The organism is Providencia sp. PROV252 (genome assembly GCF_033676005.1).
In the GTDB taxonomy this organism is placed as follows: Bacteria; Pseudomonadota; Gammaproteobacteria; order Enterobacterales; family Enterobacteriaceae; genus Providencia; species Providencia vermicola.
Genome location: NZ_CP096294.1, coordinates 659,602 through 679,584, shown reverse-complemented (window position 1 = coordinate 679,584; position 19,983 = coordinate 659,602). Strand labels below are relative to the sequence as shown.

Genomic DNA, 19,983 nt, shown 5'->3' with positions numbered 1-19,983 from the left:
GGATTAATAGCGCCAACAGAGCAATGCGATTTCTCGCATTTCTGGTATGGTGTTAGCAGTTTTTATCATTTTAGGAGATTGACAGAATATGTCATTACTGACACCGGCCAGTGAAGTTATCCAGCGCCATCTTGAGCATTTTACGGATCGTCATGTCATTTTGGCTGGTGACATTCAGGATGAATTGGCTGCCACTCTCGAAGCAGCAAGTGTTCGCGTCGTAACAAATCAATACCATCGTTGGAAAAACCTGCAGCCTTTGATGGGCGAAATGGTTTTATTTTCATCAACCACACCCGCTGAATTTATTCAGCCTTGCGATACATTGATTTACTTCTGGCAAAAAAATAAACAAGAAGCTTGCTTCCAACTGGACGATCTGTGCACCCATCTTGCTGCGGGTAGTCAAATTTTTATTGTTGGCGAAAACCGCAGTGGCGTCAAAAGCGCAGAATCCATCATGGAAGGTATCGCGACCTTACAAAAAATCGACTCGGCCCGCCGTTGTGGCTTGTATTATGGTGAATTAGAGCAACCAACCACCTTTGATATTGCACGCTGGTGGCGTCACTATGATCTTGATACGGTTAGAATTAATGCACTACCTGGCGTGTTTAGTCATAATGAGTTAGATATCGGCAGTGATTTACTGCTTTCAACATTAACAGAGCCAATGAAAGGCGATGTTCTCGACCTCGCTTGTGGTAATGGTGTTCTTGCAACCGTCATTGGAACGCAAAACCCTGATGTTAAGCTGACGTTAAGCGATGTTAGCGCCTCCGCATTAGACTCCGCAGCCTCAACACTTGAAGCGAACAAACTCACGGGAGCCGTCATTGCAAGTGATGCCTATTCAGATATTCACGACAAATTCGATTGGATTATCTCTAACCCACCTTTCCATGATGGGCTAAACACCAGCTACAGTGCCGTTGAAAACATGATTTACCAAGCCCCTAAATTCCTGAAAAAAGGCGGTCATTTGCGCATTGTTGCCAATGCATTTTTACCTTACCCAGACTTATTAGATAAAGCCTTTGGTAGCCATGAAGTGCTAGCAAAAACAGGTAAATTCAAGGTATACCAAGCCACGAAACGCTAGTTAATGACCCTATTATCGTGCAATTTAGCGGTCAGCCTCATAGGCTGGCCGTTTTTTAATCAAAAAAAAATAGATGATTAAAAAAATATTGACGTCCGCTAAAATTAGCCTAAAATCCGCTGCGTATTATCGCTGTAAGAAAAGTTAGATTTGGCATTGCGAGGGTGGCGGAATTGGTAGACGCGCTAGCTTCAGGTGTTAGTGTCCTATGGACGTGGGGGTTCAAGTCCCCCCTTTCGCACCACTAACTTTAGATAAACACAGTAGTTCAGCATTGACGAAACAGTATTGCGAGGGTGGCGGAATTGGTAGACGCGCTAGCTTCAGGTGTTAGTGTCCTTCGGACGTGGGGGTTCAAGTCCCCCCTTTCGCACCACTGGTCAATGAATGTTATTTCCCCAGCAGCCTTGCGCGCATTTTTCTGAAATCTTCCCAGATTGCATTCAGCTCAATTAACACTTTCGCAAATCAAACTACCTTTGCAACACAAAAGCCATCAAAAAGCACAGTAATGAAACTACAGCTGGAATAATCAATAAACGGCGAGAGCCGCGATTAAATAACATCCCCGCCGTTGCGATCATCATAGTGATCATCACCACTCTTAGGTTATCAAAACCCATATTGCTGAGGACATAAGCAATGCTTAGCAATACCACGGCAAAGACACCCCATAGGCCAGCGCCTATACGCCGTAAACCTGCGGTTTTTGATATGCTAGTTGGCATAGTGACCTCAATAATCTTAAATGATAATGATTATCAATCATATCTAATTTTTAGTAAATTTCAATCGTTTTTCTGCGAAAACACCCCTAAATTAACACGATTTTTACAAAATAGATAACTTAAGAAAACCAATAAACAAAATGAATATCTTCTGGTTCCAGGGCAAACAGCTCTGGGTCTGGTGTTTCAATCAAACCACATCCCATGTATTGGTAAAAATGCACCGTATTTTCAGATGGCGTTGCAGAGATATACAGCCCTTTCGCCCCTTTTTGAGTCGCAATATCTACACATTGTTGAAATAACATTCCCGCAATCCCCTTGCCTCGATATGCATGGCTCACGTGTAAAAAGGATAACTGCAGTAAATTCTTTTGCTCCCCTCGCCAAATATTATCCACGCTTGCAGCCGCAATGATTTTTCCTTGTTCGAAGACACCCAGAAAAATAGCGCCTTGGTCATAACTGTCTAATAAATGCGGGGTATAAGCCTCGGGCTCGCCTTCTGGCCAGCCTTTCATATCAAAGCGCTGCTTCGAAAGCACCAGTTTGCCCTCTTGGTGTAAATAAAGGTGTTCAATTAATTCAGTGCGATCGATTGACCAAACAGAAGGGATTTCATCTCGTTGTAATTCGCGGATTTCTCTCATGATCTTATTCTCATTATCAGCGCCAATATAAACGCTCTTTATTGTTATCAGGTGAATTTGTTTTCCAAGATAACCGATAAAAAAATAAGTTCAACCATTTCAATAAGCTATTAAGGCAAGGTTGAAATAAAAGCAAGATATTCAAAAGAGATGGGAACATAAAATAAAAAATTCCCCACAACATCCATATTGCGGAGAATTTACACTACAGGGTTGGTTTATTGCTTCAATCCCATTGCATCACGCATGGTAAAGAACAAATCGGTTTGGTCAGTCAGACCCATCACATTCGCAGCGTGTGGACCATAAGCCGCAACACGCAGCTGAGCACCAGTATGCTCTTGTGAATCATCTTCCTCAGAGTTACCGTAATTCACCACCATCACAGAGCCGTCTTTGGTAATCAACGCTTGAGTTAACCCCGTTGATTTCGTGCCTTCTGGAATAATTTGGCTTGAATGTGAATGGTCAGCAGTCACAATAACTAATGTATCACCATGTTTTTTCGCGAAATCTAAGCCCACTTGAACCGCTTGGTCAAGAGCAACCGTTTCACCAATTTGGCCGCATGGGTTGGCTTTATGATCTTGTTTATCGATAGATGCACTTTCAACTTGTAAGAAGAAACCATTTGGATTGACTTCTAACAGGTCAATAGCCTTTTGCGTCATTTGCGCTAGCGTTGGTGCGTTTGGATCTAATTTTGGATTCGGCTTACACTCCAGCGGAGCATTGTTGATGTTGCCATAGTGCACCGCCTTTGGCCCTTCCCACGCGACTGTCATGTTGCCATCGTGGAATAGTCCAAGTAGAGGTTTGTCTTGGTTTGCCAGTTTTATATCGTTCAGCGACTTCGCATCACGCACAATAGTATAACCGCGCTCAATCGCTTGTTGCTCAAGCGTCTTACCTTTATAGTCACCCGCTTTCGCTTCTTGTTTAAAGCTCTTCGCACCACCGCCCAACGTCACATCCGCACGGGTTACCAATAACTGTTCAGAAATCGAACCACGACCACCATTTTCAAGGGCATTGGTTCCACATTTTTCTGAAGTTTCTTCTGGGCCGTAACATTTACGTGCCGTCACGTGGGAGAATTGCGCCGCTGGCGTTGCATCTTGGATCTCAGAGGTCGTCACGTTACCTGTCGCTTTACCGTTACGTTTAGCGATTTCAATTAATGTTTCGTGGTCTTTACCAAAGACGTCTACCCCTAAAGCCCCATTGTAGGTTTTCACCCCAGAAGACCATGCTGTAGCGGATGCCGCTGAATCTGTGACGTAATCAGGCTTTTGCGTCTTTTTATCTAGCGCATAATGCGTATATTGCCCTGTAATTGGCAATGCATCGATACCTTTAAAGAATCCAGAAGCCCCTTCTGCATAGTTACGTGCAACGGTGATTTCTGAATCACCCATGCCATCACCAATAAATAAAATCACGTTTTTTGCTTTGCCATTATGTAATGCGGCTTTCATGATATCCGTTTGCTCGGTCGCTAAGCGACGTGCACCACCAAACTTGGTGATATCACCTTGCGCTGCGCGGTTTTCTGAAACTGCATCATTTTTATCCGCTGCATAAGCTGGAAGGGTGCTACCTAACATTAATGTGCTGACTGTGACAGCTAAAAGGGATTTCATAAAATTACCAGTCATAACTGTTTTCCTTGCCAATCAATAATGAAAAAAGAGGAAGTATGCTTCAAATAATGACAGGCATGCTAAAGTAACCAGATGACAGTTGAATGACGCTTTTATGGCGAAATGAAGACGATTGTCATAAATGTGAAAAAAGCAGCGCATTATCCGCTGCTTTTTTATTGAAATTAACGCGCTATTACCACTGAGAAGACAGTTGTTTAGTGCCTTCGTATAATGTTTCGCACCAAGAAACATAATCGTGCCCGCTGGGTAATTCAATGGCATCCACTAAATAACCTTTATGTTTCAACACTTCTAATAACTGATAATGATTTTGAATGATCCCGCCCCAGCTTCCTCGTTGCTCAAATAAGCCTGCTTCGAGGAAAAAGCGAATAGGCTTCGGTGGCATCGTTTCTATTTCACTGATTAACCATTCAGGATCTTCCCCTTTTGGCGCCCACCAATAAGACCCTGACATACTCAGCACATTGCCAAATATTTCAGGGTGTTGTAGTGCATTCCACGTTGCCCCTAACCCTCCAAAACTTGATCCAGCAATAATGGTATGTTCCGCTTTCGCATCAATACCTTTTTTCGCCAATTGCGGCATTAATTCATCCACCAGCAATTGCGGGAAAAGCGTGTTCGGAGGCAGTTCTTCGCCACGCCTATCAGAGCTAATACTGTCGACAAACACAATATTCATTGGTGGGAGAGAGCCCTCGTTCATCCAGCTATCAAAAAATTTCGCCATTTGATAAGTATGAAGATAGATTTGCCCATCCAAAAGTACCAATAACGCAGGCTGTTTCATCTGAATATTTGGGCGGTATACCGTAATTTGCCGCTCATTATTCAAAATTTGGCTAGATAAGGTAAAGGTTTCTAACTGCCCTTGAATGTGTTTTTTTTCAATAGCAGGAAATTGACACTGGCGAATATTCGGTGCCAGTGATAGCAAGGAAAAGCGATTATATTTATCCGTTGAGCCAGAAGGGATACTTTGTGAGTTGTAAGGGTCAGCCTGGGCGGTGACTAAAATGGCTTTGCGCTGTGCAAAACCGCCTTCAGGTACGGTAGGGATATCAGGGGCAATTTTATATTGAGTTAATGTATCCGCTGGAATGATGAAGGAACGGTGCCAAATATCCGTTCCTTCTATTTGCGCCATTCTTTCATGATTCCCCGAAGGCGCTCCTAAAATATACGCATTGGACTTTGCTCCGCGCCATAAAAATGTCGCTCGTTTTTGTCGACCTGCAAGGTCTTCAATAAGCGGCGTCCCTTGCTTGGCAACCTCCTGCCAAAACGCATTAGTATCACCATGATGATAATGTTCATTGAGCAGGCTTTGTAGTTTAGGGCTAATGGGCTCGTTATCTTTTTTAATCGCTAAAGGCTGATAGTCACTCACATCAAACTGTAATTGCCATGATTTACCTGGAGAGCCTTGTAAATCGAGGTAATACACACCATTTGTCGGCACGATGTAATCAGCTGTATGCGGTTCTTTGTCGGAACCATATGCCTGTAATACACGAACAGGCTGCTTGTCAGCATTTAATAAAACAACCTGAGAGAACCCCTCACCGCGCTGCTTAATAAAATCTTGCTGCAAAGCCTCAAAATAAACGCAGCTATGGCCTTCGCTATCATGTACGCCTTCCACAGAAGAAAGCTCACCTAAACGAATGCAGTCAGATTGCGTTGCCATCGCTGCACAGGAAAACAAAATACAACCTAAAAGCGGCAAAGATTTCACATCTAATTCCAAGGAGTCAACTGATAATAATTATTACTATCAAAAAACCTTTTTAAACTCAATGGGTAGCGGTATGTTTTTCCATCAATTGGTTAATCAGCTGAAGTGAACTGAGTAACCGGTATCGCTGCGTTGGCGCTATTTTCAAGTAACGCCTTGTTGCTGGAACGCGGCTAACAAGTTCCGATGCGGTAAAGGGCTCGATTTCACAACGCCAGTGACCATGGCTCAAAGTTATTTGGCATGAATTAAAATCTAACTCTTCCAGTGTCTCTCTAATAATTGGATAAGCATTCAGCCAACCAATCACTTTTTGCCCATCGGGTTGCTTCGACACAAAATGAATGTGTTTTTTTCTCACGCTACCACGCGTTTTCACGACAATTTTTGCATTTAAATTTTCATCACAAAAACCTGACACTGAAAAACGGCTGTACACAATAAACGCGAGGAAGAGTTTTCTAACGCGCTCAGTGACGTCAATGGTCAACGAAGGTTGCGGCAGGATAAGGAGCACACCTGGTGCTCTCCACTCACATGGATAAGGCGCCATATCCCGCTCAATTCGATTTAACGTTAACCCGGCTTGGTAACCTGTTGGTAACCGTTTTTTCGTTAAGCCTCCCAATCGCTGTAATAGCGAAGGTTTAGGCGAGGTGACGTAATGGCTCAAGTTGTACCTCCTCATTTTCTTCATCTCTAAATGAATTAGACAGAACAACTTCAACATCAACGGGTTTGAACGGATTGACCTTCTGAACAAATACTGTCCAAATCAGTGCATAACTGGCCGTTAAACCTAACATTATCGCAAACGGAATATACACATCAGACTTATTCATACCTGGCGGTGTGATATACACAATCGCTAAAATAATCCCGACACTCGAAATAATTTGAGGAATTGGGAAAAACGGCGAGCGGTAAGCTCGGTGTAAATCAGGGCGGCGAATACGCAATAGCACCACGGAAATAGTCACTAATAAATACGCAGTTCCCCAAGAACACACTGCCGCTAGCACCAGAGGAATAATACGGTCAAGATCACCTTGGATAGCAAAAGCATGTAAACATGGGATCATCACAGCCACTAAAATACCGAATACGGGTGTTTTAAAACGTGGGTGCAAATACGTGAAGATGCGCGGTAATGCACCATCTAGTGCCATGCCATATAAAATACGCGGCACAGCAGCCATCAGTGTATTAATGGTTGCCCCACCCGCTAATAACAGTGCGACACCAATCCAGTATTTACCAAATTCCCCCATGACTCGCTCTGCAAACGCAGGGATTGCCATCGGTGTTTCCAATAAGCGCGTGCCTGTTTGTGGGTCAACCACCACGTTTTCGACTTGATTGGCCAGCGCAGCACCAAACAGCACCATACATAAGGCCACGCAGAATAAACCCGTTGTCATGGCGCGAGGGATCACTTTGGCGGAATTTTTAATTTCTGGCGCCATTGGTGTGACAAGCTCACAACCAACAAACATAAACATCGCCATACCCACAAAACTTAAAACCAGTGTTGGATCAGAGATATTTAGCTCTGCACCAAACCACCCCTCCATCGGTACGTTAAACGGTAACATCAAGCCTGTAATACTAAAGATCACCAGTGTTGACCACATGGCGAAAGTCAATACCACTTCAACCTTACCAAACGCTTCAATACCAAAAGCATTTAAGATACCGAAAGTGACAACTAAACCCACACCAACCATCCAAGACGAATTACTGGTTTCCAGTACCGTATTCAGGTGCTCAAAGTTCACCAACGCCATAATCCCCGACAGAATAGTTTCTGCGGTTCCCGCAAAGACATGCACAATCAAATACGCTGATAATGCACCAGTGATAGCCCAGAAGCGCCCCATACCACAAGAAATATAGTCATACACGGAGCCAGAGGTGGGTAAAATCGCCGCGGCCTCTGAAAAAGTGGTGAGCTGTGCCTGCATCATAATGAAGCTCAGTAACACGGCTAATGCAAACGTATCGCCACCAATACCAAACCCACTGGTGACGGTTAAGATAACAGGGCTTGCCATAATCAAGCCCGCGGAACTCGCCAGCGTCGTTGGGAACCCAACTTTTCCCTTTTCGAGATGTGACGTTAATTTTGAGGATAAATTCATTTTGCTTCCCTCTCGCTCTATACGCAGTCATGGATGTGAATTTTTTGTAAAAAAAGCGTGACTACATTGCCACTATAGAAAGAAGCACAAAGAGGCGACCATCGTCCTAAAGAACGATACCCAGAGAGAGGGGGAGTTCTTATAACTATTCGAAAAGTACCAAGAAAATCAACAGAAATAAAAATATATACTTTAATATCAATACATAACAATCATTTTGATTATTAATATATTAATAATCAATTAACCAAAGATACCAAATCCTAACAAATCAAGACTGAACCAATTTTTACTTGTTTTAAATACTGTTATCGACCTCACGTTATTAACATGTTTGCTTTATGTTAATAACAATAAAGCGCATGATAATTATCTGACTCACTATGGAAGGGGATAAAATGAGCCCACCTCAGTTTAGCGACCACCAGCAAACATTGATTGATTGCTGCCTAAATACCATTGCACACATTATCCCTATTACTGCGTCAGTGTATTACCTGGTCAACGACCACTGGCAGCCAGACAACTATGTGTTATATGGGATCCCTGCTCAAATGCACCGAGATTATCTGGCTTATTTTCATCAACTCGATCCACTCCATCCCGATAAATTTCGAGAAGATGATTTAAGATTAGTCAGGATGTCTCCTGAAATTCGTCAGCAAAATCAGGCTTTTTTTCATGATTTTATGCAACCTAATAATCTAACAGATATGGCTGAGATTTTTATTCGTCGGAAAAATAAAATTATTGCTGGAGTTTCAGTACTGCGAGACAGCCCGTTCTCGCAACACGAAATCATGCGGTTAAATGCGATCTTACCTGTTGCAGAGCTGATGACGTTTGATATCTTGCCTGATTCTTTAGTATCTTACACACCAAAAGAACAAGAAATCATTCATTTGGTGCGTGAAGGCGCGAGTAATAAGCGTATTGCGTTGTTATTAGGCGTGTCATTATCCACCGTAAAAACCCATCTGCGTAATATCTTCACTAAAGCCAATGTCACTAACCGAACTGAACTTGTGTCATCAGGGTTTATTATTCGTCAGGAAAAGTTTTAATTAACTAGCGACCACCTGCCGCATCAATAATTGAACCCGTCACATAGGATGAAGCATCACTTAACAACCATGAAATTATTTCCGCAATTTCTTCAGGTTCTCCGCCTCTTTTCAGTGGTAACTGTGCCGCAACCCGATCAACACGCCCTGCTTCACCGCCGTCTTGGTGCATCTGCGTATAAATGTAGCCAGGACGAACACCATTAACACGTATCCCTAACTCAGCTAACTCTAATGACAGCCCCTTTGTAATGGAGTCTACCGCACCTTTTGACGCAGCATAATCGATGTATTCTCCAGGCGCACCTAAACGTGCTGCCGCTGACGAAACATTCACAATCGCTTTTTTATCAAAGTGGTTAAAATGGCGAGCCAGTTGGATAAACTCACGGCAACATATCAGTAACCCAGTGACATTAGTCGCAAGAACAGTATTAATTCGCTGTGCTGTTAACGCTTCTGTTCTGCATTGCTGAAATAAAATACCCGCGTTATTCACTAAATAGTGCAAATCACCATGTTGCTGCTTAACGGTCTCGAACAGCTTAACAACCTCAATTTCACTGCTAATGTCGCATGGTAATGCATATGCGACACCTCCAGCCGCCTGAATTTCTGCAACAACCCCTTCCGCAGCCTGATGGTCGCTTTTATAATTAATAAGCACTCGCATACCGAGCCGTGCGAGTTGAAGTGCTGTTGCACGACCAATTCCTCGGCTTCCACCAGTAATCAATACCGTCTTCATACCACCACCTAGCTCAGAAATAAGATACAACTATCATAGCCCTATTTTTCATCACCACGTGAATAAAAGCATAAAAAAACCCGGCACAATGGCCGGGAAGCAGTTGATTAATACTCAAAATTAACCACTAATAACGCACCATGACAGATTTTAACTCAGTGTAATACTCAATAAAGGCACTGCCAAACTCACGACCAATACCTGAAGACTTAATACCGCCAAATGGCACCGCAGGATCAAGGAAAGTGTGCATATTCACCCAAACCGTCCCCGCTTCAATACGAGAGATCATCCGCATCGCCTTACTGAGATCGTTTGTCCATACACTGGCTGCTAAACCAAATGGTGTGCTATTCATCATCTCAATCAGTTGTTCTTCGTCATCGTAACTTAAGAAGGTGCCGACAGGGCCAAAGGTTTCTTCTTTCATCAATGCATCGTCTGGGCTATTCGCTCGAATGATAGTCGGCGGAACAAAATACCCCGCCCCTGTAATCGGCTGGCCACCATAAATAATTTCGCTGCCATCTTGGCGCGCTTTTTCAAATAGGCTGAGGATTTTTTCGTAATGGGCTTTGTTCGCAAGCGGCCCCATTTCGGTTGTTTCGTCTAATGGAGAACCTATTTTTATCGCAGATAAACGGACTTTAAGTTCAGCCAGTACCTCATCCATTAATTTGGATGGGATATAAAAACGCTCTGCCGCTGCACAGATTTGCCCTTGATTAAGGTAACCCGCTTCGATAATGCCATTCACGATCTTCTCAACAGGTAAATCCGCCAAGAATGCCGCACCGTTTTTCCCCCCTAGCTCTAATGTCACACGGGTTAATTTTCCTTCCATTGCTGTGCGCCCTACCGCCAGCCCAGTCGGTACCGATCCCGTAAAGGTCACTTTAGAACATAGAGGGTGTTGAATAAGTGCAGGCCCTACTTCGCGACCACCACCGTTAACGATATTAATCACGCCATCAGGAATACCTGCTTCTTTCGCTAATTCCGCCACGCGTAACATCGTCAGTGGCGTAAATTCGCTCGGCTTCAAGACAATGGTGCAGCCACACGTTAATGCAGCCGCTAATTTCCAAATGGAAATCATAATGGAGAAATTCCATGGAATAATCCCTGCAACAACCCCAACAGGCTCGCGTTGTGTAAATGCGGAATACTTTTCGCCATTAAATGATGGCAGTGACACATTTAACGTTTCACCGCTAATTTTTGTCGCCCACCCCGCGAAATAGCGTAAAAACTGCGCCGCCGACCCTACCTCAAGGAAACGGGAAAGTTGAATCGTTTTCCCTGAACATAGGGTTTCAAGCTGCGCGAGTTCTTCAAGGTGCTTTTCAAGTAAATCCGCAAGGCGGTTTAGGCAATTTCCACGTTCCATCGGTGTGGTATTTGCCCAAATACCTTTGAATGCCACATGTGCCGCACTCATTGCCGCATCCACTTCTGCTAATGTCCCTTCTTTGACTTTAGCGATAACCTGTTCAGTGGCTGGATTAACAACGTCAAAAAAAGTCTCACCCTTGCCAGAAATCGGCAAACCATTGATAAAATGCCCATGTTGACGTTTCAGAAATTCGCTGACTTCAGGTAATAGGGTTAACTCACTCATTGCAATCACTCCACTAAATAGTAATTAATTAAGCATTCACACAAGCTAGGTAGTGCTTAACGAAACGCGGGGTATCAATTTCCCATAAGACTTCAGTACCTTTCGCAGCAAACCATGTATCGCCTTTATGGTACTCAACCGTCACACCCGTTTTAACATCTGTCAATTTAACTGAGCCTTCGTGTACTGTTGCCATTTCATCAAACGGATAAACCATTTTGAATTTGCCTGTTGTACACGCAAAAATACCGCAAGTTAGGTTATCCGTTGGCTCGCCATAAACCATCGCCACACTGGCTTGTGGGTCACCTTCGACAACTACAGAGCCTAAGTTTGTTACGCTACCAATGTTCAGTAGCTCTGGAAGCGGTTTATTCAGCAGTAATGGACTAATCATGATATTTACCTTTAATCGATTTCAATAAAATAATTATACGGATACGAATTAGCGACGGCCTTGCCAGTAACCCGATGTTTGGTGCATGATTTTCGCAAGTGAAACAATCACATTACGCATGCTGTCTTTGCCAATAATATTGGCGTGAGGAATCGAACTCATTAAGTCATAACGATGAGAACCTTCCACCATGCCTTCAGCCAACACTTTGCACACGATCTGGCTTGGCGTTACGCCGAAACCTGAATATCCCTGTGCATAGAACACATTTTTATGTTGAGGCAAAGAACCTATTTGTGGGAAAAGATTCGCACTACAGGCCATCGGGCCACCCCACGCTAATTCGATTTTGACATCTTTTAGATAAGGGAAAACCTTCAACATTAAATTGCGATTCCAGGCTTTTAAATCAGACGGAATATACTCAAGAAAATGCGTTGAACTACCGAATAACAGACGGTTTTCGTTAGTGACCCGGTAATAATCAATCACAGGACGAATATCACTATATGCACCGCGGATCGGGCTAATTTGCTCAATTAATTCGTCAGATAGCGCTTCTGTCATTAATTGATAAGCGTAGGTATTGATGGTTTTTGGGTAAAGCGTGGGCTCAAGACCATTTAAGAATGAGTCACATGCCCATAACATTTTCTGTGCTTTAACGGTTCCCATCGCCGTTCTAACTTTGATGGTATTACCATACTCAACATTCAAAACTTGGCTATTTTCAAAAATCTTTGCGCCATAAATCTCGCTAACTGTTTTTGCCTCACCCAATAAGAGATTTAATGAATGTACATGCCCACCGCCCATGTGCTTGATACCACAGGTATAAGCATCTGAGCCGATAATCTGCTTTAGTTCTGAGCCACTATAAAATTCAATTTCTTCATCAGGATCAACAGATTTGAAATCTTTCAGCCAACTACGTAATGTTTTTTCTTGGCGAGCATTGCTGCCTAAATAAGCATATCCACGGCAAAAATCCGCATCAATATCGTATTTAGCAATACGTTCACGCATGATCCCTGCGCCCATATTGCTAAGCTTAAAGATGGTTTCTAACCCTTCTGGACCCACATATTTTTTGATTGCATCGATATCATGCCCAATTCCAGCCATCACTTGGCCGCCATTACGCCCTGATCCCCCGTAACCGAGGTAACGACCCTCCAAAATAGCGATGTTTGTGATCCCTTTTTCGCATAGTTCAAGCGCTGTGTGGATCCCTGAAAAACCGCCCCCGATGATCACGACATCCACATCAAGATCTTCTTTCAGTGTTGGAAAACGCAAATCGTATTTCTTTGTTGCTGCGTAATAAGTTAATGATTCTACTTGGTTATTCATAATGGATACCCTGTTTAGTATCTTGCAATACCTCGATTATCTTAACCTTGCATTAACAATTACATAGCCCTTTAGGGACATTTAAAACAAAGATTTAACAAATGTGAGCCAGGTAGAATATTTAAATAAAAACAAAATATTTTTAAATTATTTTTTTTATTTTCAATTCAATTGGTTAATTAAATATTTCGATATTAATAATAATTAAATACATTTTTTCAAAAAAAATTTAAATTAACATAACAAAAAACGCAATCATATGATTATTAAAATATAATTATAGTTCTTCATTATTCGCACTGCATTTATACTCATGCTATACAGTCACTGAATTACTCGATTCATTAATAAATTAAATAGTTCAGCTTGCGAGTTAATATTCAATTTTTGGTAGATATTTTTACGATGATTTTTGACTGTACCAAGGCTAATAAAAAGTGACTCTGCAATTTGAGGTGATCCTTTGCCTTCCAGAATCAACTCCACTACCTCACATTCCCTTGGCGTGAGGCCGAAACGAGTTTGCCTATCTGCATTTTGATAGTGGTTCGATACCACATTGGGAGAAACTTCTTTATGCAATCGAGCCATGCTGCAAATAATTTCAAACGCTTCTTTTAAGGGGGCTTGAGTATATTTTTCAGAGAAAAATGGTCTGTCTTCATTACCAAAAAATATTCCCAATTGCCTATCCGCAGAAATTTCCAGCAACAGTCCTGCTTCGTCACACCAGCCCGTTTTGCGATAAAAATTCAGGTAATAATCTGTATGATAAAAACCTTTAGGTGCCAATTCCTTCAATGTAAGAACCTTGGACGTCCCTCCTTTTTGGATCTCTTGGTAAAAAGGATCCATTAAATAAGCGCCTCGCTGATAGATTCGGTTCACACTATCACTGTTTCGTCGTTCAACTTTTGAAAGAAAACGTGGAGGCGTATCCTTTTCAAAGGCATACACGATGGCATTATCAAAAGCGATAAAGGATGATAACCATGATAATAAATTAGGATAAAACTGGTTAGTTGCAACAGAATCAATCACATCAGGTAATTTAGTGAGATAATTATCCATTCCGCCCCCAAGTTTGTTAACTTATTAATAAATTAAATATGGCTCATAAATACATTAAGCCAAAAGAATATAAAAAACACATTATTTGTATAAGCTCAAACCACTTGTTATTAATATGTTAATCAAATCACAGTATCATCCAAAAGTATTAATATTTTGTTACTAAATACTTGAGTGATGACAGATAAACAAGAAGCAGATCACAGGAAATTTCACCATAATTTCTTAGTCTACCTCATCAATAAAAGCGTTTTAGACAAGGAGATATGATGTCTTCACACAAAATTATTCTGGATTGTGACCCTGGCCATGATGATGCCATGGCGATTTTATTGGCTCTGGGTAATCCAAGTGTGGAACTATTGGCTGTCACCACCGTTGTGGGGAATCAAACCCTAGAGAAAGTCACTCACAATGCACGCGCGCTCCTTGAATTTGCGGGCGCAAGACATATCCCGATTGCCGCAGGTTGCCCACGTCCATTAGTTAGAGACATTCAGAATGCTGCTGAAGTGCATGGAATTAGTGGGTTAGATGGCACACATCTCCCTGAACCAACATTACCCCTTGATAAGCGCCATGCTGTTGACCTGATCATCGATACGCTTAAAGCTCATCCTGCAAAAACGGTTACATTAGTGCCCATTGGCGGGCTAACAAATATCGCCCTTGCGGTAAGAAAAGCCCCTGAAATTGTTGAATTAGTGAAAGAAATCGTGCTAATGGGTGGTGGATACCATACGGGGAATCGTTCAGCTGTCGCCGAATTTAATATTGCCATCGACCCAGAGGCCGCACATATCGTTTTCAACGAAAAATGGCCATTAACAATGGTTGGATTGGATTTAACTCACCAAGCAAAACCAACAGATGCCATCATGGCTAAAATTGCCGCGCTCAATACACCAATTAGCCGATTTGTTGTTGAATCGTTGAACTACTATACGGCAGGGTATCGCCAACGTAACGGCTACAGTGACCATGCGCCCGTTCATGATCCTTGTGCTGTTGCCTATGTTATTGACTCCTCAATGATAGAAACGTGCAAAGCCCCTGTTGATATTGAGCTTCAAGGAACGTTAACGCTTGGAATGACAGTAACCGACTTTCGCGCTCAAGCCCCCGCGGATTGCCATACACAAGTGGCGACGAAGCTTAATAACCAGCGGTTATGGGAAATGTTTATCGATGCGCTAAAGCGATTAGATAAATAGTAAAAAGGTAGCTTATTCCGCTGCATAAGCTACCTGCTTTTTTGAATACTAGTCTTTGATAATATCTTTTAATTTCGTATAGCGCCTAATTAAACGCCACTTTAATTTTACCGTTGTCGCATGGTTCCACACAATTTCCCAATATCCTTTGTCGAAAAATTGCTGCACCATTTCTTTACGAATTTCAGGGGATTTAATCGCAAGTAAAGCTTGAACAACGCCTAATCCCTCTTTACCTACTTGCCAAATACACGCTGGTGCTTGTTTGACTTGTTCAGGATAACGCTGGTAAATCGCTAATAACATATCGATAATTTTCAAATAAGTATTAATTTTACGCACTGACCGTTCGTCACCGCTCAACGAATGAGAAACAGACTGGTTGTGGATCAAATAGCGATAATATTGCTCATTAATAAATTGCACACGTTTCGCAACCAATAAAACCTCAGTTGTCCAGGGAATATCTTGATGATGCAGCTTCGGCTCAAAGAAAAAGTTATATTGGCGCAGCATATCTAAACGGTATAGATTCAGCCAAGTTACGTGCAAAAATTTACGTGAGCTTAGCCCTTTTTCTAACCATTCAGGGCCACTTATCACTCCTGTAGAGGCTACCTTATTTGGCGGAAATATCGCTTTCGGTACATCGCCATTAGTATAAACATAGGTACCATTACAAGTTGCAACATCTAAGTCACCCGCTAATGCAATTTCTAACAATCTGCCATACATTTTCGGGCTAATTTCATCATCGATATCAGGAAATGTAATATATTTCCCTGTCGCTTCAACCATTCCAGTATTACGAGCAACTGACACGCCTTGGTTTTCTTGAGACAAAATCTTCAGATGACTGAATTTATCTTCATACTCTTTGATAATTCCTTCGCTGTTATCCTTAGAGCCATCATTAACAACAATGAGCTCCCAATTTTCTAAATTTTGCGCTAATAGACTATCAAAGAACTGAGGTAAAAACTTTTCACCATTATAAACCGCAACAACAATACTCAAAACTGGTTGAGAAGACATGTATTAACCCTATACCAATCGATTTAAAAGTACTAACCCAATGCAACATTGCTCAATAACATAAACAAACTCACCTGGTGAGTTTTTAGAAATACCCTAAATTAGAAAAGAAGAAACCATATTGGTTCCATTGTCATAAAAATTTCATAATCCAATAACTCTAGGCATTCTTCTTAAAGGAATAATTAAAAATTCGAATATGTTATAAACTCTAATGAACTAATTATCACTTGATCAGCCTAATAAACATTAACGACATCTTAAACAAACTTAATTGAGGATCTCTTGTGGCTGGAAGTAGTTTACTGACCTTACTTGACGATATAGCAGCCGTGCTTGATGACGTCGCAATGATGACAAAAATGGCCGCGAAAAAAACATCTGGTGTTCTAGGAGATGACCTTGCTTTAAATGCTCAGCAAGTATCAGGCGTTCGTGCTGAACGAGAAATTCCTGTTGTCTGGTCCGTTGCTAAAGGCTCATTTCTCAATAAATTAATTTTGGTTCCTCTCGCTCTATTGATCAGCGCGTTTATTCCCTGGGCTATCACGCCTTTATTAATGTTAGGTGGCGCTTACTTATGTTTTGAGGGTGCAGAAAAAATTGCCCATAAAATTTTTCATTCTAATGCAAAATTAGCAGCGAAAACACACTCGGTGCCTGAAGAAAAACTGGCTGAATTCGAAAAAGAAAAAATCAAAGGCGCTATTCGCACTGATTTTATTTTATCCGCTGAAATTATTGCAATTACATTAGGCATTGTATCTACCACAACGATTATTAATCAACTCGCAGTACTATCTCTTATTGCTGTTATTATGACTATAGGTGTTTACGGGCTCGTTGCTGGAATTGTTAAACTTGATGATTTAGGGTTTTATCTGCAAAAGAAAACATCAGCATTACTACAAAAAATAGGCAATGGGCTTATTTATACCACACCATATCTGATGAAAACACTTTCCGTTGTCGGCACAGCCGCAATGTTTATGGTTGGAGGTGGTATACTCACTCATGGCATTCGCTATATGTCTGAATGGATTGAAGAAATATCCTTCACTGCCTTATTAACACCTATTATTGGGAGTACTATGCAGTTTATCCTACCGACAATAATTAACTTATTTTTTGGCTTCATTGTTGGTATGTGCCTTGTTATGGTTTTATCTTTAATCAAGAAAATTCAAAAAGCCTAATACCAAAAATAGAATACGGCTTTTTATCCGCATTATTCTATTTTTTCGCTTGATGAAATAAAAACTTTTCTACTTAGATTCCTATTAATTTACTTTCTCTCACATTATCGATGTATAATAAAATACATATTGATAGGTTCAAATTTTGTGTATTTTAGGGATTATTAAACCTACCTTTTAGAAATCATAAAACATCTAGTCTGATCTAAATCAAAAGAAACTCACCTTTAATTTACGTTATAATACGTAACCATTATCAGAAAAAACACAAAGCAGCCTATTTTTATCTATTAATATCAACAAGTAAGGATAATCGCAGATTTCAATCTTCTATTTTCAGCGCGTTATACGCAAATTAAGTCCTTTAAGTTAATACTAAGGTAGTATATTTAATTAGGTTACCTTTATGAACAATATCGCCAACCTAATCTTAAAACTAGTTGTACCACGGATTTTTGAGGAACTATAAATGCCGACTCTGTATCGTCGATTCTCTATTATTAACCAAGTTATTGGCCTAATGTTGCTAATTGCTATCCTTGGAATTATAGGAATGACGATTTCAAATAGAATGATTATCAGCGTTCAAGGTAACGCTCACGCAATCAACAAGTCTGGTTCATTACGCATGCAGAGCTACCGGCTGCTCTCATTAGTTCCTCTTAATCAGCAAAATCAACATTACTTAGATTCTCTAGAAAGTGATTTACTAAGCCCTGAACTCACCCAGGTCGTCAAAGTTGAAGATTTAACGCCACAATTTAATGAACTTCACAACTTTTGGCTGCTTACATTACGCCCTACATTAATAAATGCAAATACACCAAATGATGCAAGATATGAAGTTATTTCGTTTGTTAATAAGCTTGATGAGTTAGTCCACAGCATTGATGAGAAAACTGAAAGAAAAATAGCCTATGTCGCCATGACACAGCTCATTTTCATTAGTTTAGTATTCTTACTACTCATGGGAACTATATGGCATTTGCGGCGAAAAATTTACTACCCATGGATGAAATTGCTATCAATGGTGACCGCTATTGGACAAAAAGATTTCAGTCAGCGCTATCCAAAAAATAACCGACAAGACGAGTTAAATGCATTGGGTGAAACATTGAACCAAATGTCAGAAGAACTCGCACAAAGCTATCACCAATTAGAAGAAAGGGTGGCAGAAAAAACGGCCGACCTTACGAAAAAAAATCGTGTATTGTCCTATTTATACCAGTCGAATCAAATTCTTCACTCATCTGAACCACTTTATTTAAGACTGCAAAAAGTCCTGATTGAACTGAAAAATATTACAATATTAAATAATCTGAGTTTACGGTTATATGAAGATAGCAATGAAGCTTATTTTCACAAAATCAACTGTCAGTCGATAGGATTAGATGGCGAATCTCCCCATTTAAATGAGCAGCAAGATAGTTTATTAGCAAATGAAAAAATCACAATTTTACAGTGGGAGTTGTCAGATAACATGCACCGTTATGGTGTCATTATCGGTGAAATAATGGCTGGCCAAACTCTATCTGATGAACAAAACAATTTAGTCTCAATGTTAGTTAAACAAATATCTGGCATGCTCGCAATGGAACACCAAATTGAACAACAGCAACAATTATTAATTATGGATGAGCGCTCGGCCATTGCACGTGAACTACATGATTCAATTGCACAATCACTATCTTGTTTAAAAATGCAAATTAGCTATCTACAATTGCAACCTGAGCCATTACCCGAAAAACCTCAGCAATTATTAACTGAAATGCGCAGCGAAATTAACACCGCTTATAGTCAGCTAAGGGAGCTTTTAACTACTTTTCGATTAAAATTAACTGAACCAGGGCTACTACCCTCTTTAGAGAGTACGATTAGTGAATTTAGTGAGCGGATGGGTTATACGATTAAGTTACACTATGATATTCCAGCGAAGAGTATCTCACCACATCAATCAATTCATATTATACAAATAATCCGAGAAGCCCTAAGTAATATTTTAAAGCATGCTAATGCAAGTTGGGCAGAAGTCTCATTAACACAAAATTCAGGTATTATTTGTATCAAAGTTATCGATGATGGAGCTGGAATCACTGCAAATGTCGACAAACTCAATCACTATGGTTTAATTATTATGAGAGAAAGAGCCCTTAGCCTTAATGGCGAATGTTTTGTTATACCCAGACCTCAAGGCGGAACAGAGGTTAAGGTAACTTTCCCTTTATCTGACGCTTAATACACCAGAGAGAATCATC

17 protein-coding genes and 2 tRNA genes are annotated in these 19,983 nt (G+C 41.0%); 7 read left to right on the top strand and 12 right to left on the bottom strand.

Annotation, left to right across the window (positions count from 1 at the left end):
- Nucleotides 1–88 precede the first annotated feature (88 nt).
- The 3 genes from rsmC to M1F05_RS02925 all read left to right on the top strand — a co-directional run bounded on the left by rsmC (nucleotide 89) and on the right by M1F05_RS02925 (nucleotide 1,478).
- A complete protein-coding gene (gene rsmC / locus M1F05_RS02935; protein WP_206084476.1) occupies nucleotides 89–1,102 on the top strand; it encodes a 16S rRNA (guanine(1207)-N(2))-methyltransferase RsmC in 1,014 nt (337 codons plus the stop codon).
- Between the two features lie 158 nt (nucleotides 1,103–1,260).
- A tRNA-Leu gene (locus tag M1F05_RS02930) sits at nucleotides 1,261–1,346 on the top strand.
- A 46-nt stretch (nucleotides 1,347–1,392) separates the two neighbouring features.
- Nucleotides 1,393–1,478, top strand: a tRNA-Leu gene (locus M1F05_RS02925).
- A 97-nt stretch (nucleotides 1,479–1,575) separates the two neighbouring features.
- Here the strand turns inward: M1F05_RS02925 and M1F05_RS02920 are convergent.
- From M1F05_RS02920 to M1F05_RS02895, 6 genes are all read right to left on the bottom strand, one after another.
- Complete coding sequence (locus M1F05_RS02920) at nucleotides 1,576–1,830, bottom strand: DUF1435 family protein (RefSeq protein ID WP_206084475.1); 255 nt, start codon at nucleotides 1,828–1,830, stop codon at nucleotides 1,576–1,578.
- A 119-nt stretch (nucleotides 1,831–1,949) separates the two neighbouring features.
- Nucleotides 1,950–2,480, bottom strand: coding sequence for a GNAT family N-acetyltransferase (locus tag M1F05_RS02915; RefSeq protein ID WP_206084474.1), 531 nt, complete (start codon nucleotides 2,478–2,480; stop codon nucleotides 1,950–1,952).
- Between the two features lie 218 nt (nucleotides 2,481–2,698).
- Nucleotides 2,699–4,138, bottom strand: coding sequence for an alkaline phosphatase (gene phoA / locus M1F05_RS02910; protein ID WP_206084473.1), 1,440 nt, complete (start codon nucleotides 4,136–4,138; stop codon nucleotides 2,699–2,701).
- Nucleotides 4,139–4,319: 181 nt separating this feature from the next.
- Complete coding sequence (locus M1F05_RS02905; RefSeq protein WP_241016850.1) at nucleotides 4,320–5,888, bottom strand: alpha/beta hydrolase-fold protein; 1,569 nt, start codon at nucleotides 5,886–5,888, stop codon at nucleotides 4,320–4,322.
- 58 nt (nucleotides 5,889–5,946) lie between these two features.
- Nucleotides 5,947–6,561: a DUF3156 family protein gene (locus tag M1F05_RS02900; protein WP_241016849.1), complete on the bottom strand. Its 615-nt coding sequence runs from the start codon at nucleotides 6,559–6,561 to the stop codon at nucleotides 5,947–5,949.
- Nucleotides 6,536–8,029, bottom strand: a complete 1,494-nt coding sequence (locus M1F05_RS02895; protein ID WP_206084471.1) for an APC family permease — start codon at nucleotides 8,027–8,029, stop codon at nucleotides 6,536–6,538. The genes M1F05_RS02900 and M1F05_RS02895 overlap by 26 nt, the downstream gene beginning before the upstream one ends.
- Before the next feature lie 398 nt (nucleotides 8,030–8,427).
- Here M1F05_RS02895 and M1F05_RS02890 point away from each other — a divergent pair, with 398 nt between their 5' ends.
- The gene (locus M1F05_RS02890; RefSeq protein ID WP_206084470.1) at nucleotides 8,428–9,093 is read left to right on the top strand and encodes a helix-turn-helix transcriptional regulator; all 666 of its coding nucleotides are present in this window, start codon (nucleotides 8,428–8,430) and stop codon (nucleotides 9,091–9,093) included.
- 4 nt (nucleotides 9,094–9,097) lie between these two features.
- Here M1F05_RS02890 and M1F05_RS02885 read toward each other — a convergent pair whose 3' ends face one another.
- The 5 genes from M1F05_RS02885 to M1F05_RS02865 form a co-directional block, all read right to left on the bottom strand.
- Nucleotides 9,098–9,841, bottom strand: coding sequence for an SDR family oxidoreductase (locus M1F05_RS02885; protein WP_206084469.1), 744 nt, complete (start codon nucleotides 9,839–9,841; stop codon nucleotides 9,098–9,100).
- Nucleotides 9,842–9,968: 127 nt separating this feature from the next.
- Nucleotides 9,969–11,462 (bottom strand): aldehyde dehydrogenase family protein, encoded by a 1,494-nt coding sequence (locus M1F05_RS02880; protein ID WP_206084468.1) that lies wholly within the window; start codon nucleotides 11,460–11,462, stop codon nucleotides 9,969–9,971.
- Nucleotides 11,463–11,490: 28 nt separating this feature from the next.
- Nucleotides 11,491–11,859: a cupin domain-containing protein gene (locus M1F05_RS02875; protein ID WP_206084467.1), complete on the bottom strand. Its 369-nt coding sequence runs from the start codon at nucleotides 11,857–11,859 to the stop codon at nucleotides 11,491–11,493.
- Between the two features lie 48 nt (nucleotides 11,860–11,907).
- Nucleotides 11,908–13,212, bottom strand: a complete 1,305-nt coding sequence (locus tag M1F05_RS02870; RefSeq protein ID WP_206084466.1) for an NAD(P)/FAD-dependent oxidoreductase — start codon at nucleotides 13,210–13,212, stop codon at nucleotides 11,908–11,910.
- 324 nt (nucleotides 13,213–13,536) lie between these two features.
- The gene (locus M1F05_RS02865) at nucleotides 13,537–14,283 is read right to left on the bottom strand and encodes a helix-turn-helix transcriptional regulator (RefSeq protein ID WP_206084465.1); all 747 of its coding nucleotides are present in this window, start codon (nucleotides 14,281–14,283) and stop codon (nucleotides 13,537–13,539) included.
- Between the two features lie 269 nt (nucleotides 14,284–14,552).
- Here M1F05_RS02865 and M1F05_RS02860 point away from each other — a divergent pair, with 269 nt between their 5' ends.
- Nucleotides 14,553–15,497, top strand: coding sequence for a nucleoside hydrolase (locus M1F05_RS02860; protein WP_206084463.1), 945 nt, complete (start codon nucleotides 14,553–14,555; stop codon nucleotides 15,495–15,497).
- Nucleotides 15,498–15,545: 48 nt separating this feature from the next.
- On the opposite strand, the gene M1F05_RS02855 is transcribed toward M1F05_RS02860, so the two are convergent.
- Nucleotides 15,546–16,532 (bottom strand): glycosyltransferase, encoded by a 987-nt coding sequence (locus tag M1F05_RS02855; protein ID WP_206084461.1) that lies wholly within the window; start codon nucleotides 16,530–16,532, stop codon nucleotides 15,546–15,548.
- A 287-nt stretch (nucleotides 16,533–16,819) separates the two neighbouring features.
- Here M1F05_RS02855 and M1F05_RS02850 point away from each other — a divergent pair, with 287 nt between their 5' ends.
- Complete coding sequence (locus tag M1F05_RS02850) at nucleotides 16,820–17,728, top strand: DUF808 domain-containing protein (protein ID WP_206084459.1); 909 nt, start codon at nucleotides 16,820–16,822, stop codon at nucleotides 17,726–17,728.
- A gap of 469 nt (nucleotides 17,729–18,197) precedes the next feature.
- Nucleotides 18,198–19,964 carry a nitrate/nitrite two-component system sensor histidine kinase NarX gene (gene narX / locus M1F05_RS02845; RefSeq protein WP_206084458.1) on the top strand — a complete coding sequence of 589 codons (1,767 nt, stop codon included), beginning with the start codon at nucleotides 18,198–18,200 and terminating at the stop codon, nucleotides 19,962–19,964.
- Nucleotides 19,965–19,983: the final 19 nt, after the last annotated feature.